The organism is Bacillus nitroreducens (assembly GCF_964021195.1).
This window is the reverse complement of sequence record NZ_CAXHYI020000003.1, coordinates 1,765,889-1,784,200: the sequence shown is the minus strand read 5'-3', so window position 1 is coordinate 1,784,200 and position 18,312 is coordinate 1,765,889. Positions and strand designations below refer to the sequence as shown.

Sequence of the window (18,312 nt, the reverse complement as noted above, 5' to 3'; positions counted from 1 at the left end):
GGCAAACTGATTTATCTTCCTGTCTTTTTATGCTGTGTTGAGTCAGTTTTTCTCTTATACGTATTTGTTTCAATACGAAAGTTTAAAACCCTTTCTTATAAACGAAAAAAGCAGGCAAGAACGCCTGACTTTTTCACTTATTATCTAACAGTTCCTCTCTGTCAACTGCTTCTGGCATTTTCTCAAACCAACCCTCATCAATCATAATATTTGCACCATCTTCTGTATACTTGCCAACATCAAGGATGAATTTGCTATACATTAATCCAATGTCTCGTCTACCATTTAGAGAAGTAGCATTGGCATATGATCTGATTTTCATCGAGAACATGTCAATTTTATGAAATATCATTAATTTATCTGAAAAAGGCGGGATCGTAGTAGGCTGGACTAAATCATCGAGTAATGGAGGTCCAGGCAAATTATTTTCGTGAAGTTTTGCCAAACACTCCTTAATATGTTCCATTGTAATTTCTGTGCCGCGCCGCATGAAATCTTTCACTTTTTTATGTTGAACCACCTGACTAAATCCAATTAATAGCCCTTTACTCGTTACATTATTCTCAATATTATCTTGAAGGTGAGCAATTTCTAAAGCATGTAGCGGCCGTACATCCCCCAAAAAACCAGCTAAATAACTCTGTCTCGCCACAAAACTTACCTCTTTTGGAACAGGAATATTTGGGGCTTTCGTCAAATAGCCTTTATTTTCTAAGGTTTTATTAACAGCAACCATAAAATTAATAGTATCCTTATCAATCTGAATTAACAAATCTCTAACGTCTGGACGTATCATCAATGGAATCGCTGTAGAATAAAGACTCAACCCTGCTTTCGCAGTATATTTTAGATAATGTAGATAAAATTCATCTGCAAACAACCTCGGGGCATCTAAATTCACATCTTTATTGACATCAAAGCCAATTGGAATCGGAAACTTTTCTTTATTAAATATCTTCGTAATTTCTTCAATAATTTTTTCAGATAGGCCCTTAGCCATTTTAAGGATTTCCTTAATTTCCTGATCCTCACAGTGTTTTTGATAGTAGGATAATACACAAATGGCCATGGAGTTTCCCATATAGACCGCCCAAAGCTTTCCTATTTCAGCTGAACTAAGTTGTACATTGTTGGATTTCATTTTCAAACTCCTCGTCGTTTTGTCTTAGTATTTTTCAAGTTGAATGGATATATGCAAATTTGTAGGAATCCTGGAATATTTTTTCGACAAATATCTTTTATTTCCCTAGAAATAACCACTGTTTCATCAAGGTTGGAGCTAATACCATGTTCTTTTACATACACCTTTGACAAAGTTCAACAAATTGGAGTTTATTTACATTTGCATTCATCGTTTCAATCGTGTAGTATACAAATACAAGCTACATTGTTCGTAATCATAATAAAGTTTAACCTTTGAACTGGAATAGGGAGTTTAACATCGAAACTGGAATGGCAAGCCTTCGTCCATGGCGACATGAAGGACATACAGGAACGTTTCTGCAAACACCCACTTTGAGGAGTGGTGGTTTTAAACTTTCTTAGGGTATTACGGCAATTGTGGCTTTTCCTTATTGATGACACTCATCCATTTTCCTGTCGGAAAATGGATTTTTTATTGACCTATATTGAAAAAAGATACTATAATTAAAATAATCCATGTCCCAGTAGCTCAGTAGGATAGAGCGACAGCCTCCTAAGCTGTAGGTCGTAGGTTCGATTCCTATCTGGGACGCTAAATAGGAAAGGATGTCCGCCGTTGGACATCCTTTTTTCTATCCCTCTTATGCGTTTTTTAATTGTTCTATATCAATTTTCTTCATCTGAAGGAGAGCTTTCATGACTCTTTCTGATTTTTTTGGTTCCTCATTGTTAATCAACTCGTTTAACATGCTTGGCACAACTTGCCACGAAACACCAAACTTATCTTTTAACCATCCACAGACTTGTGCTTGGGGGTCACCACCCTCAGAAAGATTCTCCCAAAAATAATCTAATTCTTCTTGTGTCTCACAATTGACAATAAACGATATAGCTTCCGTAAATTTATATCTTGGCCCGCCATTTAGAGCGACAAACTTTTGACCTTCTAATTCAAATTCCACAGTCATAACTTTACCTTCTGACATACTTTCGTGCCGCTCTTGCCCATAACGAGCGATTCGCTGGATAGATAAATTTTTAAAGATAGAAGTATAAAAGTTCGCTGCCTCTTCCGCCTGATCATCGAACCATAGATTGGTTGTGATTTTTTGTATTTTTTCCATTTCTAGCTCCTCCTCCTTCACAAAAAATAGAGGCGTTTAGCCTCTACACATCCTCTTTCTTTGTTTCTTTATCTACATACGCTGAAAGACCTTCGCTAATAGTGCGATCGATATCGAGATAGGGCTTCCCACGTAGTGCTCCATTTGAAAAAATATCCATGCTTTCTTTTTTTGAATCGTTAGCCAACTTGACCACCTCCAACTTTGGCAAAATACAACATTAGCCATATTGTAGGCAATCAGCTCGGTGTTCATTCATATTCGTTTGATTAGTTTTGGTCTAGAATGCAGAGTTTCTTTTAATGATCCCACATGCTACTCTATCCCAAACTTTTCTCAAAGATTTTCCATTCCGCTTCTTTTTGGATTCTAATCAGCAACATTGTTACTTCCATTCTAGAAACTCCAGACGATTTCCGAACGGGTCATGTGCATAAAAGCGGTTTGCACCTGGTAGATTGTGATCGTCTATTACCGTCACGTGATTGTTTTCAAGATGCGCTTTTAGAGCTTTAAGATGCTGGACTTCGAAGGCAGGATGCGCTTTTTTAGCAGGCGTAAATTGATCCTCAATACCGATGTGGATTTGGACTGTTCCATATGAGAACCACACACCTCCATTTTTACGAAGTGTCTCAGGCTTTTGGATTTCTTTACAACCTAAGATTGCTTGGTAAAAATGACGTGCTTGTTCTTCACTGCCTTTTGGTGCAGCAAGCTGAATATGGTCGATTGCTTTTATTATATAAGACATCGTTATCCCCCTAAATGGCTTGATAAGCCTATCGTACTCCACTTTAAGGGATAACAAAATTTGATAAATATTATTGTTTTTTATAAGTTTTTCTTATTCATTTGGATACTTTTCTTGTAAAAATGCAATGGATTGTTGAATTAGTTCCTTAAGTACTTCAACATCAATATCGGCAATCTTATTAATATACACACAGGCCTTTCCCGTCGTATACTTACCAAATCGTTGGAGAATCTCCTCTCGTTTTTCATCTCCTGGTGCAAAATACAAACTAACTTTTGCCTTGCGTGGTGAAAAGCCTACAAGCGGTGCATCCCCCTCATGGCCTGATTCATATTTATAATGATAAGAACCAAACCCAATGATGCTCGTTCCCCACATTTTAGCTGGGTAACCTGTTGTCTCTGTGAAAATATCTAGTAATTTATAAGCATCTTCTTTCTTTTTTGGGTTCTCTACACTTTCAATAAACTCAATGACACTCGCTTCATTTTCTTTTGTTTTTAGTTCATACATTGATTTGGCCTCCTTACTAGTATGTATAATTGACAATTATACTTCTTTCAAGACGTCGGGTGGGGATTCCTGCTTTTTGTTTTGATTTGAAATTGCTAGTGACAGTATTTTTTCTATAGTGACAGTAAAATTCGGATAGTGACAGTAAATCTGTAATAGTGACAGTATTTTTCAGATAGTGACAGTAATATTATGCATACACCTTCTTTTAGACTATTTGAGCAGTTTTTTTATATCATCTTCAGTTAAAGAGTAGACTCTATCTTTAAAACTCCCAGTGTAAGATAGTCCTAAGGAAGTTAGGATGTATTTTGCAGTAGAAATCGATTCTATGCCAAGGAAATCCCGCAACTGTCGATTCGTTATTGAGTTTCCAAAGAGAAGTATGTACTCATTTAATGAGTGGGCATAGGGTTTGTATGAAGAATAATGACAAGACGGACAAGTCCAAGATCGTTGTTTTCGTCTCATCGGGAGAAAATGACATTTTGGGCAACGGACACCTTTAAGAAGTTCATGCGGTTTAATTTCAAATTGCGTAAGTATGTCTTGATCATGAGGCGTGTGCCGTTTTAGGAGCATTTTTGAAAGTTTTTGAAGTTGCTTTTTATCAAATTTCTCTTCTTGATTCCGCTTTTCAAATAACTCGATCTTCTGGAGGAAACTTGGGGTTTTTATGACTTTATTATAATGTTTAAAATCCCTACTAGCATCGATAATAGCATTTGGATTGGTAAAGACCACAAGGGATTCGACTGGAGTTGGAGGTAATTTGAAGGTATTAAGAAGTCTAGTTAACTGGAGTTGGTGCCTGTTAATTTGAGTGACAGGACATTGAAATGATTTTTTTGTATCCTTATATGTTTGAATTAACTGTTCAAACCTTCCGTCAAAATATAATTCACCGCGATAATGTTTAGCATCAATGATTGATAAAAAAGTGGAACTAATTAAAAGAATGTCAATTTCAAAAAAGTGTTTACCAGATATATCTGGCAGACGTAGGTTGTGGAAAATAAAATAGTTACTCTGTTTTAATAAGCTTAAATAGTATTGTAAAGACTGTTCCCCTCGGTATCCTGACATTCTTCTCCCGTACTCGTCGCTTATTTCTTGAAGTTTTGGATGTGAGTCTGGCAATCTCCTAATCAAAGCTTCTAATTTTCTAAGTCTAAGAGGAATTTCTAACACTTTTTTGTTCATGTGCATACTCCTTTCTTTTAATATAGAGGATAATTCTACAAAAGCAGCAAAAAACCTTCAACAAGTGACTTTTCTTGAAGCCCGCTTTTATTGTTTTGTAAAACTGTTTTAAATGTGGTTTTAGTTGAAATTAAGTTCCTACTTCAACTTTTACTGTTTTAACCATAGTCAACCAAATATCCACCAATACGCCACTGGTATGGTTAAAAATAACATGACAGAATCGTATATAAAAAGGATGTATTGCTTTTTCTCGGGTCTATATTTCCAGTGCATGAAGGCGCGGAGTGAATAAAGGACCGTGAAGAACCCCATCATATAAAAAAATATATAATCTAAAGCGAACCATAGTCCAATTAAATAGACGACAAAAAGGGCTATCTCCATACCCGTCTGGACTTTATTGACCGAATGGGACCATCTTTCTCTTTTTTCGATTTTAAATTTCCTCCGTAAATAGGAATCACCTAACATACCGATTGGAATTGACACTAAAACAAGCATAATTAACTTATAAATCATCGTTCCACCCCCTCCTATTTCTCTTGCAATCAAAATTGATAAATTTCAAATGAGACATTTCACCAGACCTTATAATTTTAACATATTCTGTCATAACCCATAAATAATTCCATTAGCCTCTGGTAAAACTAAAAACACTATTTAAGTGGTTGGAGGCGAGAGATTTGGATAATCGATTATCCATTTTTGCACTTGGTGGAATTAATGAGATTGGGAAAAACATGTATGTGTTGCAGTATGACGATGATATCCTCGTGATCGATTGTGGAGGTAAGTTTCCTGATGAGAGCCTATTAGGGATTGATTTGATCATACCAGACTTAAGCTATTTAGAGGAAAATCAGGAGAAGATTCGTGGGCTACTCGTTACACATGGACATGAGGACCATATTGGCGGGATTCCCTATTTTCTAAAGAAGCTTAATGTACCGATTTATGCAACACGCTTTACATTAGGGCTAATTGAATTAAAACTTACGGAGCATCGCCTTTTAGCAGATTCAGAGTTGCAGCCCATTGATGCGGACTCAAAGCTTGAATTCGGAAAAATAGTGGTTTCCTTTTTCAAGGTGAATCATAGTATCCCAGATTGCCTCGGGATTGTGTTCGACACCCCAGAAGGTAGGGTTGTCCATACAGGGGACTTTAAATTTGATTTGACCCCCGTTAATGACCAGCATTCAGATCTTCATCGAATGGCAGAGATAGGGCGTGAGGGTGTGCTCGTATTATTATCGGAAAGTACAAATGCAGAGCGACCTGGTTCAACTCCAACTGAGTTAACGGTTGGAAACCGTATAGAGGAAGCGTTTATGAAAGCATCTCGCAAAGTGTTTGTCTCAACATTTGCTTCCAATATTAGTCGGGTGCAGCAAGTTGTCGATGCTGCTATAAAAACGAATCGAAAGCTCGCATTGCTAGGAAGAAGTATGGTAAATGTGGTCGATGTTGCTGTTGAGCGTGGCTATCTTAACATACCAGATGGGATGCTGATTGATGCACAAGAAGTGAACAACCTCGCACCTGAGAAAGTCTGTGTCTTATGTACAGGTAGTCAGGGGGAACCGATGGCTGCACTTGCCCGTCTTTCGAATGCAAGCTACCGGGATGTGCAAATTCTTCCTGAAGATACTGTCATACTTGCGGCAGGGCCAATCCCTGGTAATGAAAAAAATGTATCCCGTATTATCGATAATTTATTCCAGCTAGGTGCGGTCGTTCTATACGGAGGTAGCGCAAATGGGATGCATGTTTCTGGGCACGGATATCAGGAAGAATTAAAACTCATGCTGAGCTTGATGAAGCCAACTTATTTTATTCCGATTCATGGGGAATATCGAATGCTCCATCAGCACAAATCGCTCGCTGTCTCTGTTGGAGTAGAACCAGAAAATATTTTTATCATTCAAAATGGTGATGTAGTGGATGTTAAAAATAAGGAGGCCGTACAGACCCGAAAAGTCCCTTCTGGCGATATCTATGTTGATGGGGTTGGTGTCGGTGACGTCGGCGATATTATACTACGTGACCGCAAGCAACTGTCTGAAGACGGAATGGTCGTTATTGTTGTCACACTTAGTAAAAGAGACCAAAAAATACTCTCGGGTCCAGATACGATCACTCGTGGATTTGTATTCAACCGAGACTCAGAAGTGCTACTACGAGAGACAAACCGCCTTGTGAAAAAGGCGATCCTTGATCTCCAAAGTGAAAACAAATACCAATGGAATGCAATGAAAAGAGAAATCAAAAAGGCAGTCGGGCAATACTTATTTGCTCAGACGAAAAGAAAGCCGATGATTTTGCCGTTTATCATTGAAGTATAAAACCCTCCATTTACGGAGGGTTTTATTTTTTACTATATATTTCTTGATATTCCTCAAAGTCTAACACTTCAATCACATCTGACCATTGTAATGCAGTTCCAACAAAGTCTCTAATATCAAGGTCTGCCATTTCATAGGTTTCTCCTTCATTCACTGTTCCCGTTGCATCCTCAATAAATGTAACCTCGTACCCACGGTCAAAGGCTGAAATCGCGGTAAACATACAACAGAATTCCGTGTTAAAGCCTGTAATGAAAACCTTTTTAACTCCTAAATCCTCTAGAAGTGTGGCAAGATTTGTTTTAAAAAAGGAGCTTGGAGTTGTCTTTTCAATGACATAATCTGCCTGGTCTTTAACGGACTCATGAAGCTCAGACCCTTCAGAATCTCGATAAAAGGGGCTTTCCTCCACATCGTCAAAATGACGTACCATGATTACAGGTAGCTTTTCCGTTTTAAAGTCTTGAATAATATGATTAATTTTAGTAAGTTCTTCACTAAAATCTTTGAAATTTACAATTCCATTTTGGACGTCGATTACTAATAATGCATTCATACTTTTAACCTCTCTTTTTAAATTGTGGACTTAGTTCGCTCCAAACGTCGAATATGTTGCCGTCAGGATCACGAAAAACAAAGTTCTTCCCAGCATGACCACGGTCTTCGATTTTCTCTATTGCGATTTCACATAGTGTGAATTCTTTATGTAGATTCTCTAAAGCTGTTAAACCATCCACCTCAAAAGTTAGAGAAAAGTGCTCTCTTCCGTTGGAATCCACGAAATTTGAAGTTTGCCCTGCTTGCGCCTTTAGTAGAAAAAAGCTTTGGTCTGCAAGATCCATAATCGCTTTATCCTCATCCATATAGTTGAGCGTGGCCCCAAGTTTTTCTGTATACCATGCTGAAGAACGCTCTACATTTGAGACTGGGATGTATGTGGTTCCAACCCGCAGGAGTTTTTGCGTCATTTTCATGTCCTCCTTTTATCGTCTTCATTCCAGTTGTTCCGTGCTCATATCAAATGGTGTGAACTGATTACTCGTTTTTTTCTTTCGACCTAATTCAATAAAACAGATAAACTTCCTGCAATCACGATAATTGAGATCAAAATAAAAGTCATCGGTCAATCTCCTTACTATGTACTTTATTCGAGCCAGACACCCATTTCCCTTTAATTTTTTGAATATTTTTCACTTTATCCCTCATTAACAAAAAAGAAGCCACCTCCCTATTGGGATTGGCTTCTTTTCACTTATCACTTCATTAAATTGTCGATGGCTTCAACATACTTTTCGTATATGGGCTCCCAAAGGTGTTTACGATTTTCAACCTGTTTTCCGCTAAGTAATACACCGATGACATCCAGACATACATGCCAACCCGCTAAGTCTCTTGGAGTGTGGCCGGTTATTCTAGTGATGGTTTCATTCAATAAAAGCTTACATCCATCCTGTTCAGGGGTAAGTTCGAAACGAACACGATCATCACCCCATGTAAATTCCAAAACGGAATGATCGCTTAGATCAGTAATCATCATTTCCTCAAAATTTCCATTCCCCATATCATATAGGATGCGACCACCTTTTCTAAGGTTATCTACTGTCAGTTCTGAAAACCAAGTTTGTAATTGGTCATTGACAGTTAGCATGTCCCAAACCGCACCCACAGAATGAGGGTAATGGCGTTCAAATGTTGCTATGTAATTTGGTTCTACTTTTTCAATCGTTGCAAGCATGTTGGTCCTCCTATTTACTCGTTTGGAAACTTGTATTCAAATCATCCCATCCGTATACGGCTTCTTTCAGTTTGAGTCCGCCAATTTCAACCTCAATGGAATCTAATTTTTTGGCCCCAAGTGCTTCGTAAAAATGACAAGCTTTATTTTCCTCTAATACTAATACTAGCATTGAATGAATTTCCTTGTCCAAAAGTTGCTGAACGACAGGAATGACTAACTTTCTTCCCAAGCCCTGTCCTTGATATTCTTTTAAAATATAAATGGCATAGAGTTCTCCATCATAATTCTTATAGTCCCCGCTTCGTTCTTTTCCACCACATGAAAATCCAACAATCTCCCCTTCATTATTTTCTGCAACAAATATATTTCCAGTCGGAATTCCTTTTTCCCACATTTTTACTCTAGGCTCATAGGACAATTGCTGGAGATAGCTGTCTGGAACAATTCCTGAATAGGTCGTTCTCCAACTATCAACATGTACTTTTGCAATGCCAGGAGCATCTGATCGTATAGCTTTTCTAATTTTCATTTATTGCCCCTCCTATTTAACTTCTAACGCAAAGGCATAAAAGGCATCTCCGTTTGATACATTCTCCTCGGTTTCATCCATCCACCAAACTCCATAATAATAGTAGTACACGCCTTGTTCCGTAGGTGCAGTGAAACGATGATTTTCAACCTCGACTTTTGTTTCTATATCGCTGATCATTTGCGATAAATGAATCTCGTTTGGCAATGGTTCATAATTCATCACAAGCTCGACTTCTTCACCAGATTCGACAGCAATAGGTACTTTTCCTTCCAATAAACCTTCTGGTCCTGCTGTATCAACGCATTCACTTTTCAACTTCGAACTCCAACAATAAGTTCCAAGAACGGTTGGATATATTCGATCTCCGATTTGTATCTTTGTTTCAGGTGGTTTATCTCCTGTAAGTTCACTAGATATACTAACTCCGCATCCAGCAAGCATAACTGTCATTCCTAGTAAAAAAGTCAACATCCATTTTTTCATGTACTATCCTCCCATGTAAGCATTTACCAAACTGACGAAAGATTCTAAAAAAAGGTTACACATTTTGAAACCAAACGGCTTATAATTCCGTATATTTGGTATAATAGTAGATAAAAGGAAACGGTTTCGTTTTGATAAGGAGGTTTTTTTCAGATGACAGGTATTATTGCGGTTGTCATGGTTTTTTCGATTCCACTGGTAGCGATTGTTACAAGCCACTTTCAAACTCAGTCTAAATATAAACATAAAATGCTTCAGGATGAATTAGAGCTAGAAAAATTAAAACATGAAAACTACTTGCTTGAAACAGAAAAAATGCGTGCAGAGCTTGAATTAATGAAGCTTCAGTCACCAAAAGATGAGTCAAAAATAATCTAAGATTAAACACCCAAATTGGGTGTTTTTTATTTACTATCTAATTGACTGATATAGTTATCTATTTGTTTCCTCCCTCTAAGGATAATCACGTTTTTTTCCTTCGACAATTGCTCAAGTCTTTCCTGCATTTTATGTAGTCTCGGTTTGTAGGTCGTCCAAATGAACTTGATAAATCCCCAATCAAATTTTTCCGTACAGCCTAGGTCTGGGCGCTTTTTACCAATATGTTTTAAATAACGTTTGAATACACGATAAAGGCACATATATCTTGGTAATTCGAGGTATATGATGGTGTCCGCTTGTTCTGCTCGACGTTCAAAGGTCTTGCTATAATTGCCATCGATAATCCAACTGTCGTTCATGAGAATATTCTCTTGGGCTGTTATAAATTCATCAAGTTGTGCTTCCACCCAGCCTGGTTTCCAAAAATAACTATCCAAATGGTACACATTAATCTCAATTTTGTTACCTAATTTTCGAGCAAATGTTGATTTACCAACGCCTGGAGAAATGCCGATTACCATGATTTTTCTCATATAACACCTCGCTAATCTTTATCATGTCATGCTATAATTTTAATAGTTTGAAAGACATTAAGAAGGGGAAATAAAACGTGTATCATTTCATAGCCACTATAGTAAAAGGCATCCTTACAGCGACTGGTGGGATTAAGGTATATAACAAGGAACATCTGCCTAAGGATGGGGCTTATGTTGTTGCGTGCACACATACTGGTTATATTGATATTTTATGGTTGGGCGTGTCCTTATTACCACGTCAGATTCATTACATGGCTAAGAAGGAATTATTCACAAATAAATGGATTGGAAGGTTTTTGTCTAGATTGAACGCATTCCCAGTGGACCGTGACAATCCAGGCCCAAGTGTGTTAAAAATTCCATCTAGATTGCTTTCGAAGGGTGAGATTGTTGGCATTTTTCCGAGTGGAACGCGAACAAATGAACAATCTGCTTTAAAACAAGGCGCGATTACCATTGCTCAACGCAGCAAAGTTCCTGTGATTCCAGCTGCATATATCGGTCCCAATACTATTAAAGAATTACTGAAGTTCAAAAAAGCTACGCTAATTTTCGGTGAACCTATGTATATTACTGCTCCAGATATGGATGCAAGGCAGTCACGCGAGTATTTTACACATGAATTGGAACGTAGACTTGAAATGCTTCAGCAAGACTTTGTTAATAAGTAAGACAACACTTGGATTTTCCAAGTGTTTTTTTATACTGAAGAATACTGAAGAGCACTTTAGCCCAAGTTTCAATTTGACATACGTCTATCTTCCAATAGTTTAACATATATTTACAATTATTTTCGGGATTTTTTTATGAAACTTTTCATCATACATTTCGCCAAATAGAGTGAGGTGAGAAAATGAAACGATTTGTTATTCTTTTTGTTGTTTCCATGATGTCACTTGTTGGATGTGGGTTGAGTAATCAAAATGAAGATGTTTCTGATATGTCGATCACCGCTTATATACTTGAGATTGAGGATCGAATCCTTGTGAATGAGCATATTACAGGTGAGGAATTCGAGAAAAAATCCGCAAATGAAATTCAAGATGAATACTATTATTCAAGTATCTTTGTCGATGTGAGTGCTGTAGATCAGTCAGTTATTTCAAAGCTCGAGGTTGGACAAAAAGTAAAGATTGGGATTAAGGATGGAATCCGAGAATCTGCACCAGCTCAGGCAACAGCTAACAAAATTGAGATTGTAGAGGAGTAAAACTGTGAGTTATCTTCACAGTTTTTTTGATGTGAATGCATATCCTTTCTCTTCATCTAAGACTCCAAACTTGATTCTCACCTCCTCGATAATTTACGATTAATGTAATTCGTACATAAGGGAGTGGAAAATGTGACAAATGTATACGATTTTGACGTTAAAATGGTGAATGGTGAAACCAAGTCTCTAAAGGATTATAAGGGAAAGCCGCTTCTAATTGTTAATACAGCAAGTAAATGTGGATTAACTCCACAATTTGAGGGTCTACAGGAGCTTTATGAAAAGTATCAAAGTGATGGATTAGTTGTTCTTGGGTTCCCATGCGCTCAATTTGGGAATCAGGAGTTTGAGGACATTGAGGAGACAACTTCTTTTTGTAAAATGAATTATGGTGTTTCCTTTCCCATGTTTGCAAAAATTGATGTAAATGGCGAAAATGCTGATCCTTTGTTTCAATATCTGAAGGAACAGAAAAAAGGCGTGTTGTCTAACGCAATTAAATGGAACTTCACTAAATTTTTAGTTGATCGTAATGGCCAAGTTGTGGAACGCTATGCCCCTCAAACAGAACCCGCAAAAATCGAAGAGGACCTAACAAAAGTGTTATAAAGTAAAACCTCCCAACGTTGGGATGAGCTCCGTTCAAGCTGTCAGATAAAAGTAGCCGCACGTACGTGGCGATCTTCGTATTTGTTCTTGAATCGACCTGTCTGGGCAGTTGTTCTCGTGATTATCTTTATACAATCTTCTAGTGTGAGTCATACTGCCCGTTACGTGTCGGATAAATACTTTTTGATGACTTTCCACTCTTGGATTTTACCTTCAAGAGTTTTGTTATATTTACCAGGGACTGGACTAGTGGATGGAAGCTTGATTACTTCAACTCCTGGAAACCGATTAATTCCAATGTATTTTTGATAACTTTTAAACGCTTTTGACCCATTACAAACGATTAAACGAATGGTTGGGTACTCTTTTACAAAAGCCTCTATTTCGTTCGGTTCTTCATTTTTAATATTCACATCTAAACTACCTTCACGATGACAACTATGTAACACATCCCAAAGGGCTATCTTATGTTTTTTTAGAAAGGAAATCTTCTCCTCATAATCTGATCGTTCATGACTGTTAAATAGCTCTAACATGATTGTCCAAAAATGATTGCGCTTGTTTCCGTAGTACTCTTGTTTTTGAAGGGACTGTTCGCTTGGCATCGAACCGAGAATCAATACTCTTGGGTCATTGCCAACGACCGGGGCTAGACCATAAATTCTTTCCATCCATCTCACCTTTTCTGATTGGTAATAATTAATATAGTGAAGGAGGGCTCTCATGCATCGTATTAGCCAGTAGGATATAAATGAACAAATTTGCTGGTAATAAAATAAAAATAAATCTCACTGCGAAAGAAGAAATTCCAAAAAACTCTGCAATCCCGCCGCAGACACCCATAATCGATTTGTCTGTTTGTGATTTTCTTAATTTTTGTTTTATCTGTTCCTCCAGAGATGTATTATAGTTAAAGAAGTTACTCATTTATAAAATAATTGCTTTCAGGTAGTTTGTAAACCCAGTTTTTGGGGCGTAAGTATCATAGAGACTCTACCCGATTTAGATGAATTAACATTGTATGGTTATGCGTCCTTTATTAAACAAATAAAAGATCCCAAGAAGATATAGTTCAAAAAAGGGATAGTTATTTTAGCTATCCCTTATTAACAGTTTCCTATCTCTTCAATTAATAATTACATTAACCAGAGCCTAAATTCCCTATAACTTTTTACAATTCTTCTGCCATGTTAGAAAAGGAAGTTGACTAAAATTCTATTACGCCCTTGGAAGCTAATAGTTCTTCTACTGTTACAGTAAAATTATTATTAAGAGTTTAGGAGATATACTTCTTTCCTAAAACAGACCATCGATAATCGAATTGCTCTGTCCAACATGGAAACTTAACGACCTCCCCTAACAACTTACCCACTTAATCGTCTTAGCTAATAAACCTGTTACATTCTCATTTAGAAGCCCATTATAAGTATGAGCGGGGACAAGACAGCATACTCGACCTCGTCCATAATTATGGTACCATCCTCCAATTGAATTCCCTTCTTCGGAGTCTGATTTCAAAAAGATATTTGTTTCCCCTTCCTTAACATTCACAAAATAATGCTCATCCTCAATTTCAAAGGAAATAGAGCCGAAAATATCTTCACCTTGTACGCCACTATACTTAACTAGAGAATGATTCTCTGGATGATATTCAAAATAACCTCTTAACATCTCGATATAGGCTCCTTCAACAGAATAGGAAGCAAGCCCTGAATGCCACGCTAACCAGCCACCTCCTCGCTTAACATATTGGCAAATCGCTTGACTAATTTCCTCAGTCATCCAATTTTCAACTTTCTTATCAGTCGGATTCACACGATTTTCTTTAAATAATATAACAGCATCGGGTTGTCGCTCCAACTCCTTTGTTAACTGATCTGACTGAATTTCTATCAATTCAAATTTCTCTTTAGCATTTAATAATTCTAGTGCCCTATTGACGGAAGCCTTACTATGCTCGTATGAATGATAATAATCACCTAAAAGTACAACAATTCTTTTCATAACATGCTCTCCCCATTTTTTCTAAATAAATTTCTTTCTAAAGCCTTGTTTAATTCTTATAAAGTCATAGGTTCTCCTTTAAAATTTATAAAAGTTGGAGAACCAATAAGCTCCTTTTTTCTCTCAATAATATCTAGTATGCCTCTTGCAGAATCCTCTGGTGTTCCTGGAGCTTCTTCTCCGCCCATATCTGTTTTAATCCATCCAGGGTGTACAGCAAAAACTGATACTTGATTATTAGATAAATATTTCCGTAATTGTTCAGAAAACATATTAATTGCACATTTTGATAATGCATATGGATAATCGCCTCCGTATGCATTTTGAAAGCTCCCAGCCTCAGATGAGATGTTAAGGATAATAGAATTGGGTCCCTTCTCCAATAGTGGTAGAAAATTCTTAATTACTCTCATTGGACCAAACAAGTTAATCTGAAAAGACTGCTCTACTTTCTTTATATCCAATTCTTCAATTGGTTTTCCACGTTCATTTAAAATTGCTGCATTGTTAATAATAGCATCAAGGGCAATTTTTTCTGCTTCTAACTGTTTTGAGACTTCGAAACAATTGACTTCATTCTCAACATCCAGCGGTAAAATCATGATCTGATTTTGATATTCTGTACCTAGTTCTCTTAATGCTTCTGCTCCGCGTTCGGGGTTTCGCACACCCGCTATAACGGTGTGTCCCCTTTTTATTGCCTCAGTTGTCAAGGCGAGTCCTAGACCACGATTAGCACCTGTGATTAATATTTTCATATAAACCTCCTAATCTCTTAAGACTTAACCGACTTACTTCCTAATTCTTGAATTCCTAACATAACTCCCAATTGGGATTCTGAGTCAAAGAAACAATATCGACCAGCCCCATATTCCCCTATATGTACTAAAGGAATTTCTTTTCCTTCGAGAAATTTAATATGCTCTTCAAATCCATTGACAGTGAAAGTGATAAAATTAACCCCTTGTCCGTGCTTCTCCTTAAATTCTGTATAGGGGCTCGGTTCATTAAGTGGTTCCAATAACTCTAAAGTGACAGACCCCATTTGAAGATTCGCAATTTTAACCCTAGCTGGAACATGGTTACCACGAAAAACAGTATATGTTTCACCTGTTGAATCCACCTTATATTCTTCAGGTGGTAATATAATCTCAGGCATTTCGACACCAAATAGTTCTGAAAATTTCTTTGCAGTAGCGTAAATATCATTTACTACCAACCCAATTTTCATAAGATGATTATTGGAAATATTATTCAATGTTTCCCCCCCTATTTCTTATCATTCTCAAGAAGCTCAATTAAAATTTTTAGATCTTTGAAAGTGTCCATATATGCATAGCGCCCACCTGTATATTCGCCTTTTTGGACTAAAGGCATATTTCTTGTTTCCATCAATGCAATTTTTTCTTTCAACCCCTCAACAACAAAGGCAATATGGTGCGGTCCTTCGCCATGTTCATTAAGGTAATTTCTCCACGTACTTTGATGCTGATCTGGTTCAATCAATTCTAACTGAATAGAACCCATATCAAAAAATGCTAATTTTGAACGAGCTTTTGAAGGAGCACCATTGAACTCTGTTTGAGCAACATCCACAGGGTCAGTCCAATTCCATTGTGGTTTTTCAACCCCAAAGAAATCTGCATATGCTTTGGACACGGTTTCAATATCATTCACCAAAATACCAATTTGAGCAATTACCTTTGTACCTAACACACCGTTTTGAATTTTAGCATTATTTGTCATTATTGATTTCTCCTTTTTTAAAATGGAATAACCATCATATTGGTTAATTAATTTTTACTAACTAGAATAAAAACAGGAAATTTCTCATTAAAATCTTAATTATCAAATCCCCATTTTTTTGAAAGTTTAAAGAAGGTCATAGTCATGATTAAAGCGATAACTAATAGTATCCATGCTTGGGCAGAAGCATACCCCATTTCAAAGTATTGAAATGCATTACGATAGAGATAGAGTGAATAAAACAATGTAGAATTGTCTGGACCACCATCAGTAATAATAAAAGCCTCAGCAAAAGATTGAAATACTCCAATCATCCCCGTAATGCAATTAAATAGAATCGCTGGTCTTAATCCTGGTAAAGTAATATGTAATATTTTTCTAAATATATTGGCGCCATCAATAGATGCTGCTTCGTATAACGATTTAGGGATATCACCTAAAGCCGCCAAATAGATTAAGACCATATTTCCAGACATCCAAATCGACATCATTATAAAGCCTGGCTTGGCCCAAGTCGGACTAGCAAACCATCCAGGCCCTTCAATACCGATAATACCAAGTATTGAGTTTACGACACCTGACTCTGGTTGTAATACCCATATCCATAAAATTGCAAGAACAACAAATGGAACAAGTGTTGGAATAAAGAAGATAATTCTAAAAAAGGAAATTCCTTTAATACCTTTTGTGTTAAGAATAACAGCAATAAAGATTGTAAAAATTGTCGTAATTGATAATCCAATAAATATCATATACAAGGTGTTTCCTAAAACTTTATAGAATAAATCATCTTCAAATAGAAGCTTTTGATAATTTTCAAATCCAACAAACACTGGTTCAGAAATTAAATTATACTCCGTCATTGAATAATAAAATGAACTAATCATTGGAAATGCAGTAAAACATAGAAAACCAATAATCCAAGGAGAAATAAAAAGAAGTCCATTTCTCAAATTCCTTCTTTTTATATTCATAAATTTAACACCCCCGTTTGTTAAAAATTAATTCATTGAAATTTAACTGTTTATCACTTTGAACCAGTAAAAGTAATTCCTTCAATAAAGTATTTTTGAAGAAAGAAAAAGATAACGATGATTGGCAGTGTCATTGCCACACCAACAGCCATAAGCAAGCCCCACCTTGGGTCATTTTGTGACATAATTTGTTGAACGCCTAACGAAAGCGTATACATTTTACTATCACTTAAGAATATTAGTGGCCCTAAGAAATCTCGATAAGCATCGATAAATTGAAAGATTACGACAGTTGCTAAAATCGGCTTAGACAATGGTAGAATTACTCTCCAATAAATAGTGAATTCATTGGCACCATCTATTCTAGCTGCTTCGGAAAGTTCTTTTGGTATTCCTAAAAAAAACTGCCTCAGTAGGAAGATAAAGAAAGCATTACCGAAAAAGTGCGGTATAATTAAAGGATTAAATGTTCCAATCCAGCCAATTTCTTTAAACAAAAGGAATAATGGGACCATAATAACTTGGAAAGGGAGCATTAGCGTTGCCAAAACAATCACAAAAACAAAATCTCGTCCTTTCCATTCTATTCTAGAGAATCCATAAGCGATTAATGAATTAGAAAGAACAGCTCCTATACATGTCAGAACAACAATAATTATTGTGTTTTTCAAATATAAAAAAAACGGAAAGGATGTAAATGCCTCTAAGTAATTGGACCATTTTAATTCCTTCGGAATCCAAACTGGTGGATTGGCAAAGAGTTCTGAACTACTCTTTAAAGAGCCTGATATAAGCCAAAGAAATGGAACAATAAAAGCTAAAGAAAAGAGGATTAAAATCAGATAGACTGAAAACTTACTAATACTTTTTTTAAATACTGTCGTTTGACTATGGTTGTAATAAACGTCTTTTTGTGTTTTTGATTTCTCAACTGGAAGTGTCATATGAAATAAGTCTCCTTCCTAACATTTCTAACTGACCCAGATTTTGTCTAAACAAAATCTGGGGACA

The 18,312-nt window shown here is 36.6% G+C and carries 26 protein-coding genes, 1 tRNA gene and 1 other RNA gene; 7 read left to right on the top strand and 21 right to left on the bottom strand.

The genetic code is table 11. The annotated features are described in order from the left end of the window. Positions 1 to 133: 133 nt before the first annotated feature. Positions 134 to 1,141, bottom strand: coding sequence for a DUF3231 family protein (locus ACWPVE_RS12360; RefSeq protein ID WP_453993747.1), 1,008 nt, complete (start codon positions 1,139 to 1,141; stop codon positions 134 to 136). Positions 1,142 to 1,376: 235 nt separating this feature from the next. Between ACWPVE_RS12360 and ssrS the strand changes: the two genes are divergently transcribed. Together ssrS and ACWPVE_RS12350 are read left to right on the top strand one after the other, a co-directional pair. Beyond that, a non-coding RNA gene (ssrS, locus tag ACWPVE_RS12355) (6S RNA) lies at positions 1,377 to 1,571 on the top strand. 90 nt (positions 1,572 to 1,661) lie between these two features. Next, positions 1,662 to 1,735: transfer RNA gene (locus ACWPVE_RS12350), tRNA-Arg, on the top strand. Between the two features lie 49 nt (positions 1,736 to 1,784). Here ACWPVE_RS12350 and ACWPVE_RS12345 read toward each other — a convergent pair. The 6 genes from ACWPVE_RS12345 to ACWPVE_RS12320 form a co-directional block, all read right to left on the bottom strand. Next, on the bottom strand, positions 1,785 to 2,267 hold the full coding sequence (locus ACWPVE_RS12345) for a VOC family protein (protein WP_453993745.1): 483 nt from the start codon (positions 2,265 to 2,267) through the stop codon (positions 1,785 to 1,787). 43 nt (positions 2,268 to 2,310) lie between these two features. Then, positions 2,311 to 2,454 (bottom strand): hypothetical protein, encoded by a 144-nt coding sequence (locus tag ACWPVE_RS12340; RefSeq protein WP_453993743.1) that lies wholly within the window; start codon positions 2,452 to 2,454, stop codon positions 2,311 to 2,313. Between the two features lie 198 nt (positions 2,455 to 2,652). Further along, the gene (locus ACWPVE_RS12335; RefSeq protein WP_453993741.1) at positions 2,653 to 3,021 is read right to left on the bottom strand and encodes a VOC family protein; all 369 of its coding nucleotides are present in this window, start codon (positions 3,019 to 3,021) and stop codon (positions 2,653 to 2,655) included. 93 nt (positions 3,022 to 3,114) lie between these two features. Then, a complete protein-coding gene (locus ACWPVE_RS12330; RefSeq protein WP_453993739.1) occupies positions 3,115 to 3,537 on the bottom strand; it encodes a DUF1801 domain-containing protein in 423 nt (140 codons plus the stop codon). Positions 3,538 to 3,750: 213 nt separating this feature from the next. Then, entirely contained in the window at positions 3,751 to 4,740 is a 990-nt protein-coding gene (locus tag ACWPVE_RS12325; protein WP_453993737.1) for a nuclease-related domain-containing protein, read from the bottom strand. Between the two features lie 168 nt (positions 4,741 to 4,908). Further along, the gene (locus ACWPVE_RS12320; RefSeq protein WP_453993735.1) at positions 4,909 to 5,262 is read right to left on the bottom strand and encodes a DUF4181 domain-containing protein; all 354 of its coding nucleotides are present in this window, start codon (positions 5,260 to 5,262) and stop codon (positions 4,909 to 4,911) included. Between the two features lie 164 nt (positions 5,263 to 5,426). Here ACWPVE_RS12320 and ACWPVE_RS12315 point away from each other — a divergent pair, with 164 nt between their 5' ends. After that, positions 5,427 to 7,088 (top strand): ribonuclease J, encoded by a 1,662-nt coding sequence (locus ACWPVE_RS12315; RefSeq protein WP_453993733.1) that lies wholly within the window; start codon positions 5,427 to 5,429, stop codon positions 7,086 to 7,088. A 22-nt stretch (positions 7,089 to 7,110) separates the two neighbouring features. Here the strand turns inward: ACWPVE_RS12315 and ACWPVE_RS12310 are convergent, their stop codons facing one another. From ACWPVE_RS12310 to ACWPVE_RS12290, 5 genes are all read right to left on the bottom strand, one after another. Continuing rightward, a complete protein-coding gene (locus tag ACWPVE_RS12310) occupies positions 7,111 to 7,644 on the bottom strand; it encodes an isochorismatase family protein (protein WP_453993731.1) in 534 nt (177 codons plus the stop codon). 4 nt (positions 7,645 to 7,648) lie between these two features. Then, complete coding sequence (locus ACWPVE_RS12305) at positions 7,649 to 8,056, bottom strand: VOC family protein (RefSeq protein WP_453993729.1); 408 nt, start codon at positions 8,054 to 8,056, stop codon at positions 7,649 to 7,651. Between the two features lie 287 nt (positions 8,057 to 8,343). Next, positions 8,344 to 8,823 (bottom strand): SRPBCC family protein, encoded by a 480-nt coding sequence (locus tag ACWPVE_RS12300; protein WP_453993727.1) that lies wholly within the window; start codon positions 8,821 to 8,823, stop codon positions 8,344 to 8,346. Between the two features lie 10 nt (positions 8,824 to 8,833). Next, the gene (locus ACWPVE_RS12295; RefSeq protein ID WP_453993725.1) at positions 8,834 to 9,355 is read right to left on the bottom strand and encodes an N-acetyltransferase family protein; all 522 of its coding nucleotides are present in this window, start codon (positions 9,353 to 9,355) and stop codon (positions 8,834 to 8,836) included. A 12-nt stretch (positions 9,356 to 9,367) separates the two neighbouring features. Next, a complete protein-coding gene (locus ACWPVE_RS12290; protein ID WP_453993723.1) occupies positions 9,368 to 9,841 on the bottom strand; it encodes a hypothetical protein in 474 nt (157 codons plus the stop codon). Positions 9,842 to 9,994: 153 nt separating this feature from the next. Here ACWPVE_RS12290 and ACWPVE_RS12285 point away from each other — a divergent pair, with 153 nt between their 5' ends. Next, positions 9,995 to 10,219 (top strand): hypothetical protein, encoded by a 225-nt coding sequence (locus tag ACWPVE_RS12285; protein WP_453993721.1) that lies wholly within the window; start codon positions 9,995 to 9,997, stop codon positions 10,217 to 10,219. Between the two features lie 26 nt (positions 10,220 to 10,245). Here ACWPVE_RS12285 and ACWPVE_RS12280 read toward each other — a convergent pair whose 3' ends face one another. Beyond that, the gene (locus ACWPVE_RS12280) at positions 10,246 to 10,755 is read right to left on the bottom strand and encodes a topology modulation protein (protein WP_453993719.1); all 510 of its coding nucleotides are present in this window, start codon (positions 10,753 to 10,755) and stop codon (positions 10,246 to 10,248) included. Between the two features lie 77 nt (positions 10,756 to 10,832). Between ACWPVE_RS12280 and ACWPVE_RS12275 the strand changes: the two genes are divergently transcribed. The 3 genes from ACWPVE_RS12275 (at position 10,833) to ACWPVE_RS12265 (ending at position 12,577) form a co-directional block, all read left to right on the top strand. Continuing rightward, positions 10,833 to 11,429, top strand: a complete 597-nt coding sequence (locus tag ACWPVE_RS12275) for a lysophospholipid acyltransferase family protein (RefSeq protein ID WP_453993717.1) — start codon at positions 10,833 to 10,835, stop codon at positions 11,427 to 11,429. A 182-nt stretch (positions 11,430 to 11,611) separates the two neighbouring features. Next, complete coding sequence (locus ACWPVE_RS12270; RefSeq protein ID WP_453993715.1) at positions 11,612 to 11,968, top strand: DUF3221 domain-containing protein; 357 nt, start codon at positions 11,612 to 11,614, stop codon at positions 11,966 to 11,968. 132 nt (positions 11,969 to 12,100) lie between these two features. Further along, positions 12,101 to 12,577 carry a glutathione peroxidase gene (locus tag ACWPVE_RS12265; protein ID WP_453993713.1) on the top strand — a complete coding sequence of 159 codons (477 nt, stop codon included), beginning with the start codon at positions 12,101 to 12,103 and terminating at the stop codon, positions 12,575 to 12,577. A gap of 161 nt (positions 12,578 to 12,738) precedes the next feature. Here the strand turns inward: ACWPVE_RS12265 and ACWPVE_RS12260 are convergent, their stop codons facing one another. The 8 genes from ACWPVE_RS12260 to ACWPVE_RS12225 all read right to left on the bottom strand — a co-directional run bounded on the left by ACWPVE_RS12260 (position 12,739) and on the right by ACWPVE_RS12225 (position 18,245). Further along, positions 12,739 to 13,248, bottom strand: a complete 510-nt coding sequence (locus ACWPVE_RS12260; protein WP_453993711.1) for a DNA-deoxyinosine glycosylase — start codon at positions 13,246 to 13,248, stop codon at positions 12,739 to 12,741. 28 nt (positions 13,249 to 13,276) lie between these two features. Beyond that, positions 13,277 to 13,420 (bottom strand): PspC domain-containing protein, encoded by a 144-nt coding sequence (locus ACWPVE_RS12255; RefSeq protein WP_453997496.1) that lies wholly within the window; start codon positions 13,418 to 13,420, stop codon positions 13,277 to 13,279. A 513-nt stretch (positions 13,421 to 13,933) separates the two neighbouring features. Beyond that, positions 13,934 to 14,581 (bottom strand): ThuA domain-containing protein, encoded by a 648-nt coding sequence (locus ACWPVE_RS12250; RefSeq protein ID WP_453993709.1) that lies wholly within the window; start codon positions 14,579 to 14,581, stop codon positions 13,934 to 13,936. Between the two features lie 56 nt (positions 14,582 to 14,637). Beyond that, positions 14,638 to 15,339: an SDR family oxidoreductase gene (locus tag ACWPVE_RS12245; protein ID WP_453993707.1), complete on the bottom strand. Its 702-nt coding sequence runs from the start codon at positions 15,337 to 15,339 to the stop codon at positions 14,638 to 14,640. Positions 15,340 to 15,356: 17 nt separating this feature from the next. Then, complete coding sequence (locus ACWPVE_RS12240) at positions 15,357 to 15,839, bottom strand: VOC family protein (RefSeq protein WP_453993705.1); 483 nt, start codon at positions 15,837 to 15,839, stop codon at positions 15,357 to 15,359. 11 nt (positions 15,840 to 15,850) lie between these two features. Next, positions 15,851 to 16,327: a VOC family protein gene (locus tag ACWPVE_RS12235; protein WP_453993703.1), complete on the bottom strand. Its 477-nt coding sequence runs from the start codon at positions 16,325 to 16,327 to the stop codon at positions 15,851 to 15,853. Positions 16,328 to 16,422: 95 nt separating this feature from the next. Beyond that, positions 16,423 to 17,301, bottom strand: coding sequence for a carbohydrate ABC transporter permease (locus ACWPVE_RS12230; RefSeq protein WP_453993701.1), 879 nt, complete (start codon positions 17,299 to 17,301; stop codon positions 16,423 to 16,425). A 53-nt stretch (positions 17,302 to 17,354) separates the two neighbouring features. After that, on the bottom strand, positions 17,355 to 18,245 hold the full coding sequence (locus tag ACWPVE_RS12225) for a carbohydrate ABC transporter permease (protein ID WP_453993699.1): 891 nt from the start codon (positions 18,243 to 18,245) through the stop codon (positions 17,355 to 17,357). Between the last annotated feature and the right edge of the window lie 67 nt (positions 18,246 to 18,312).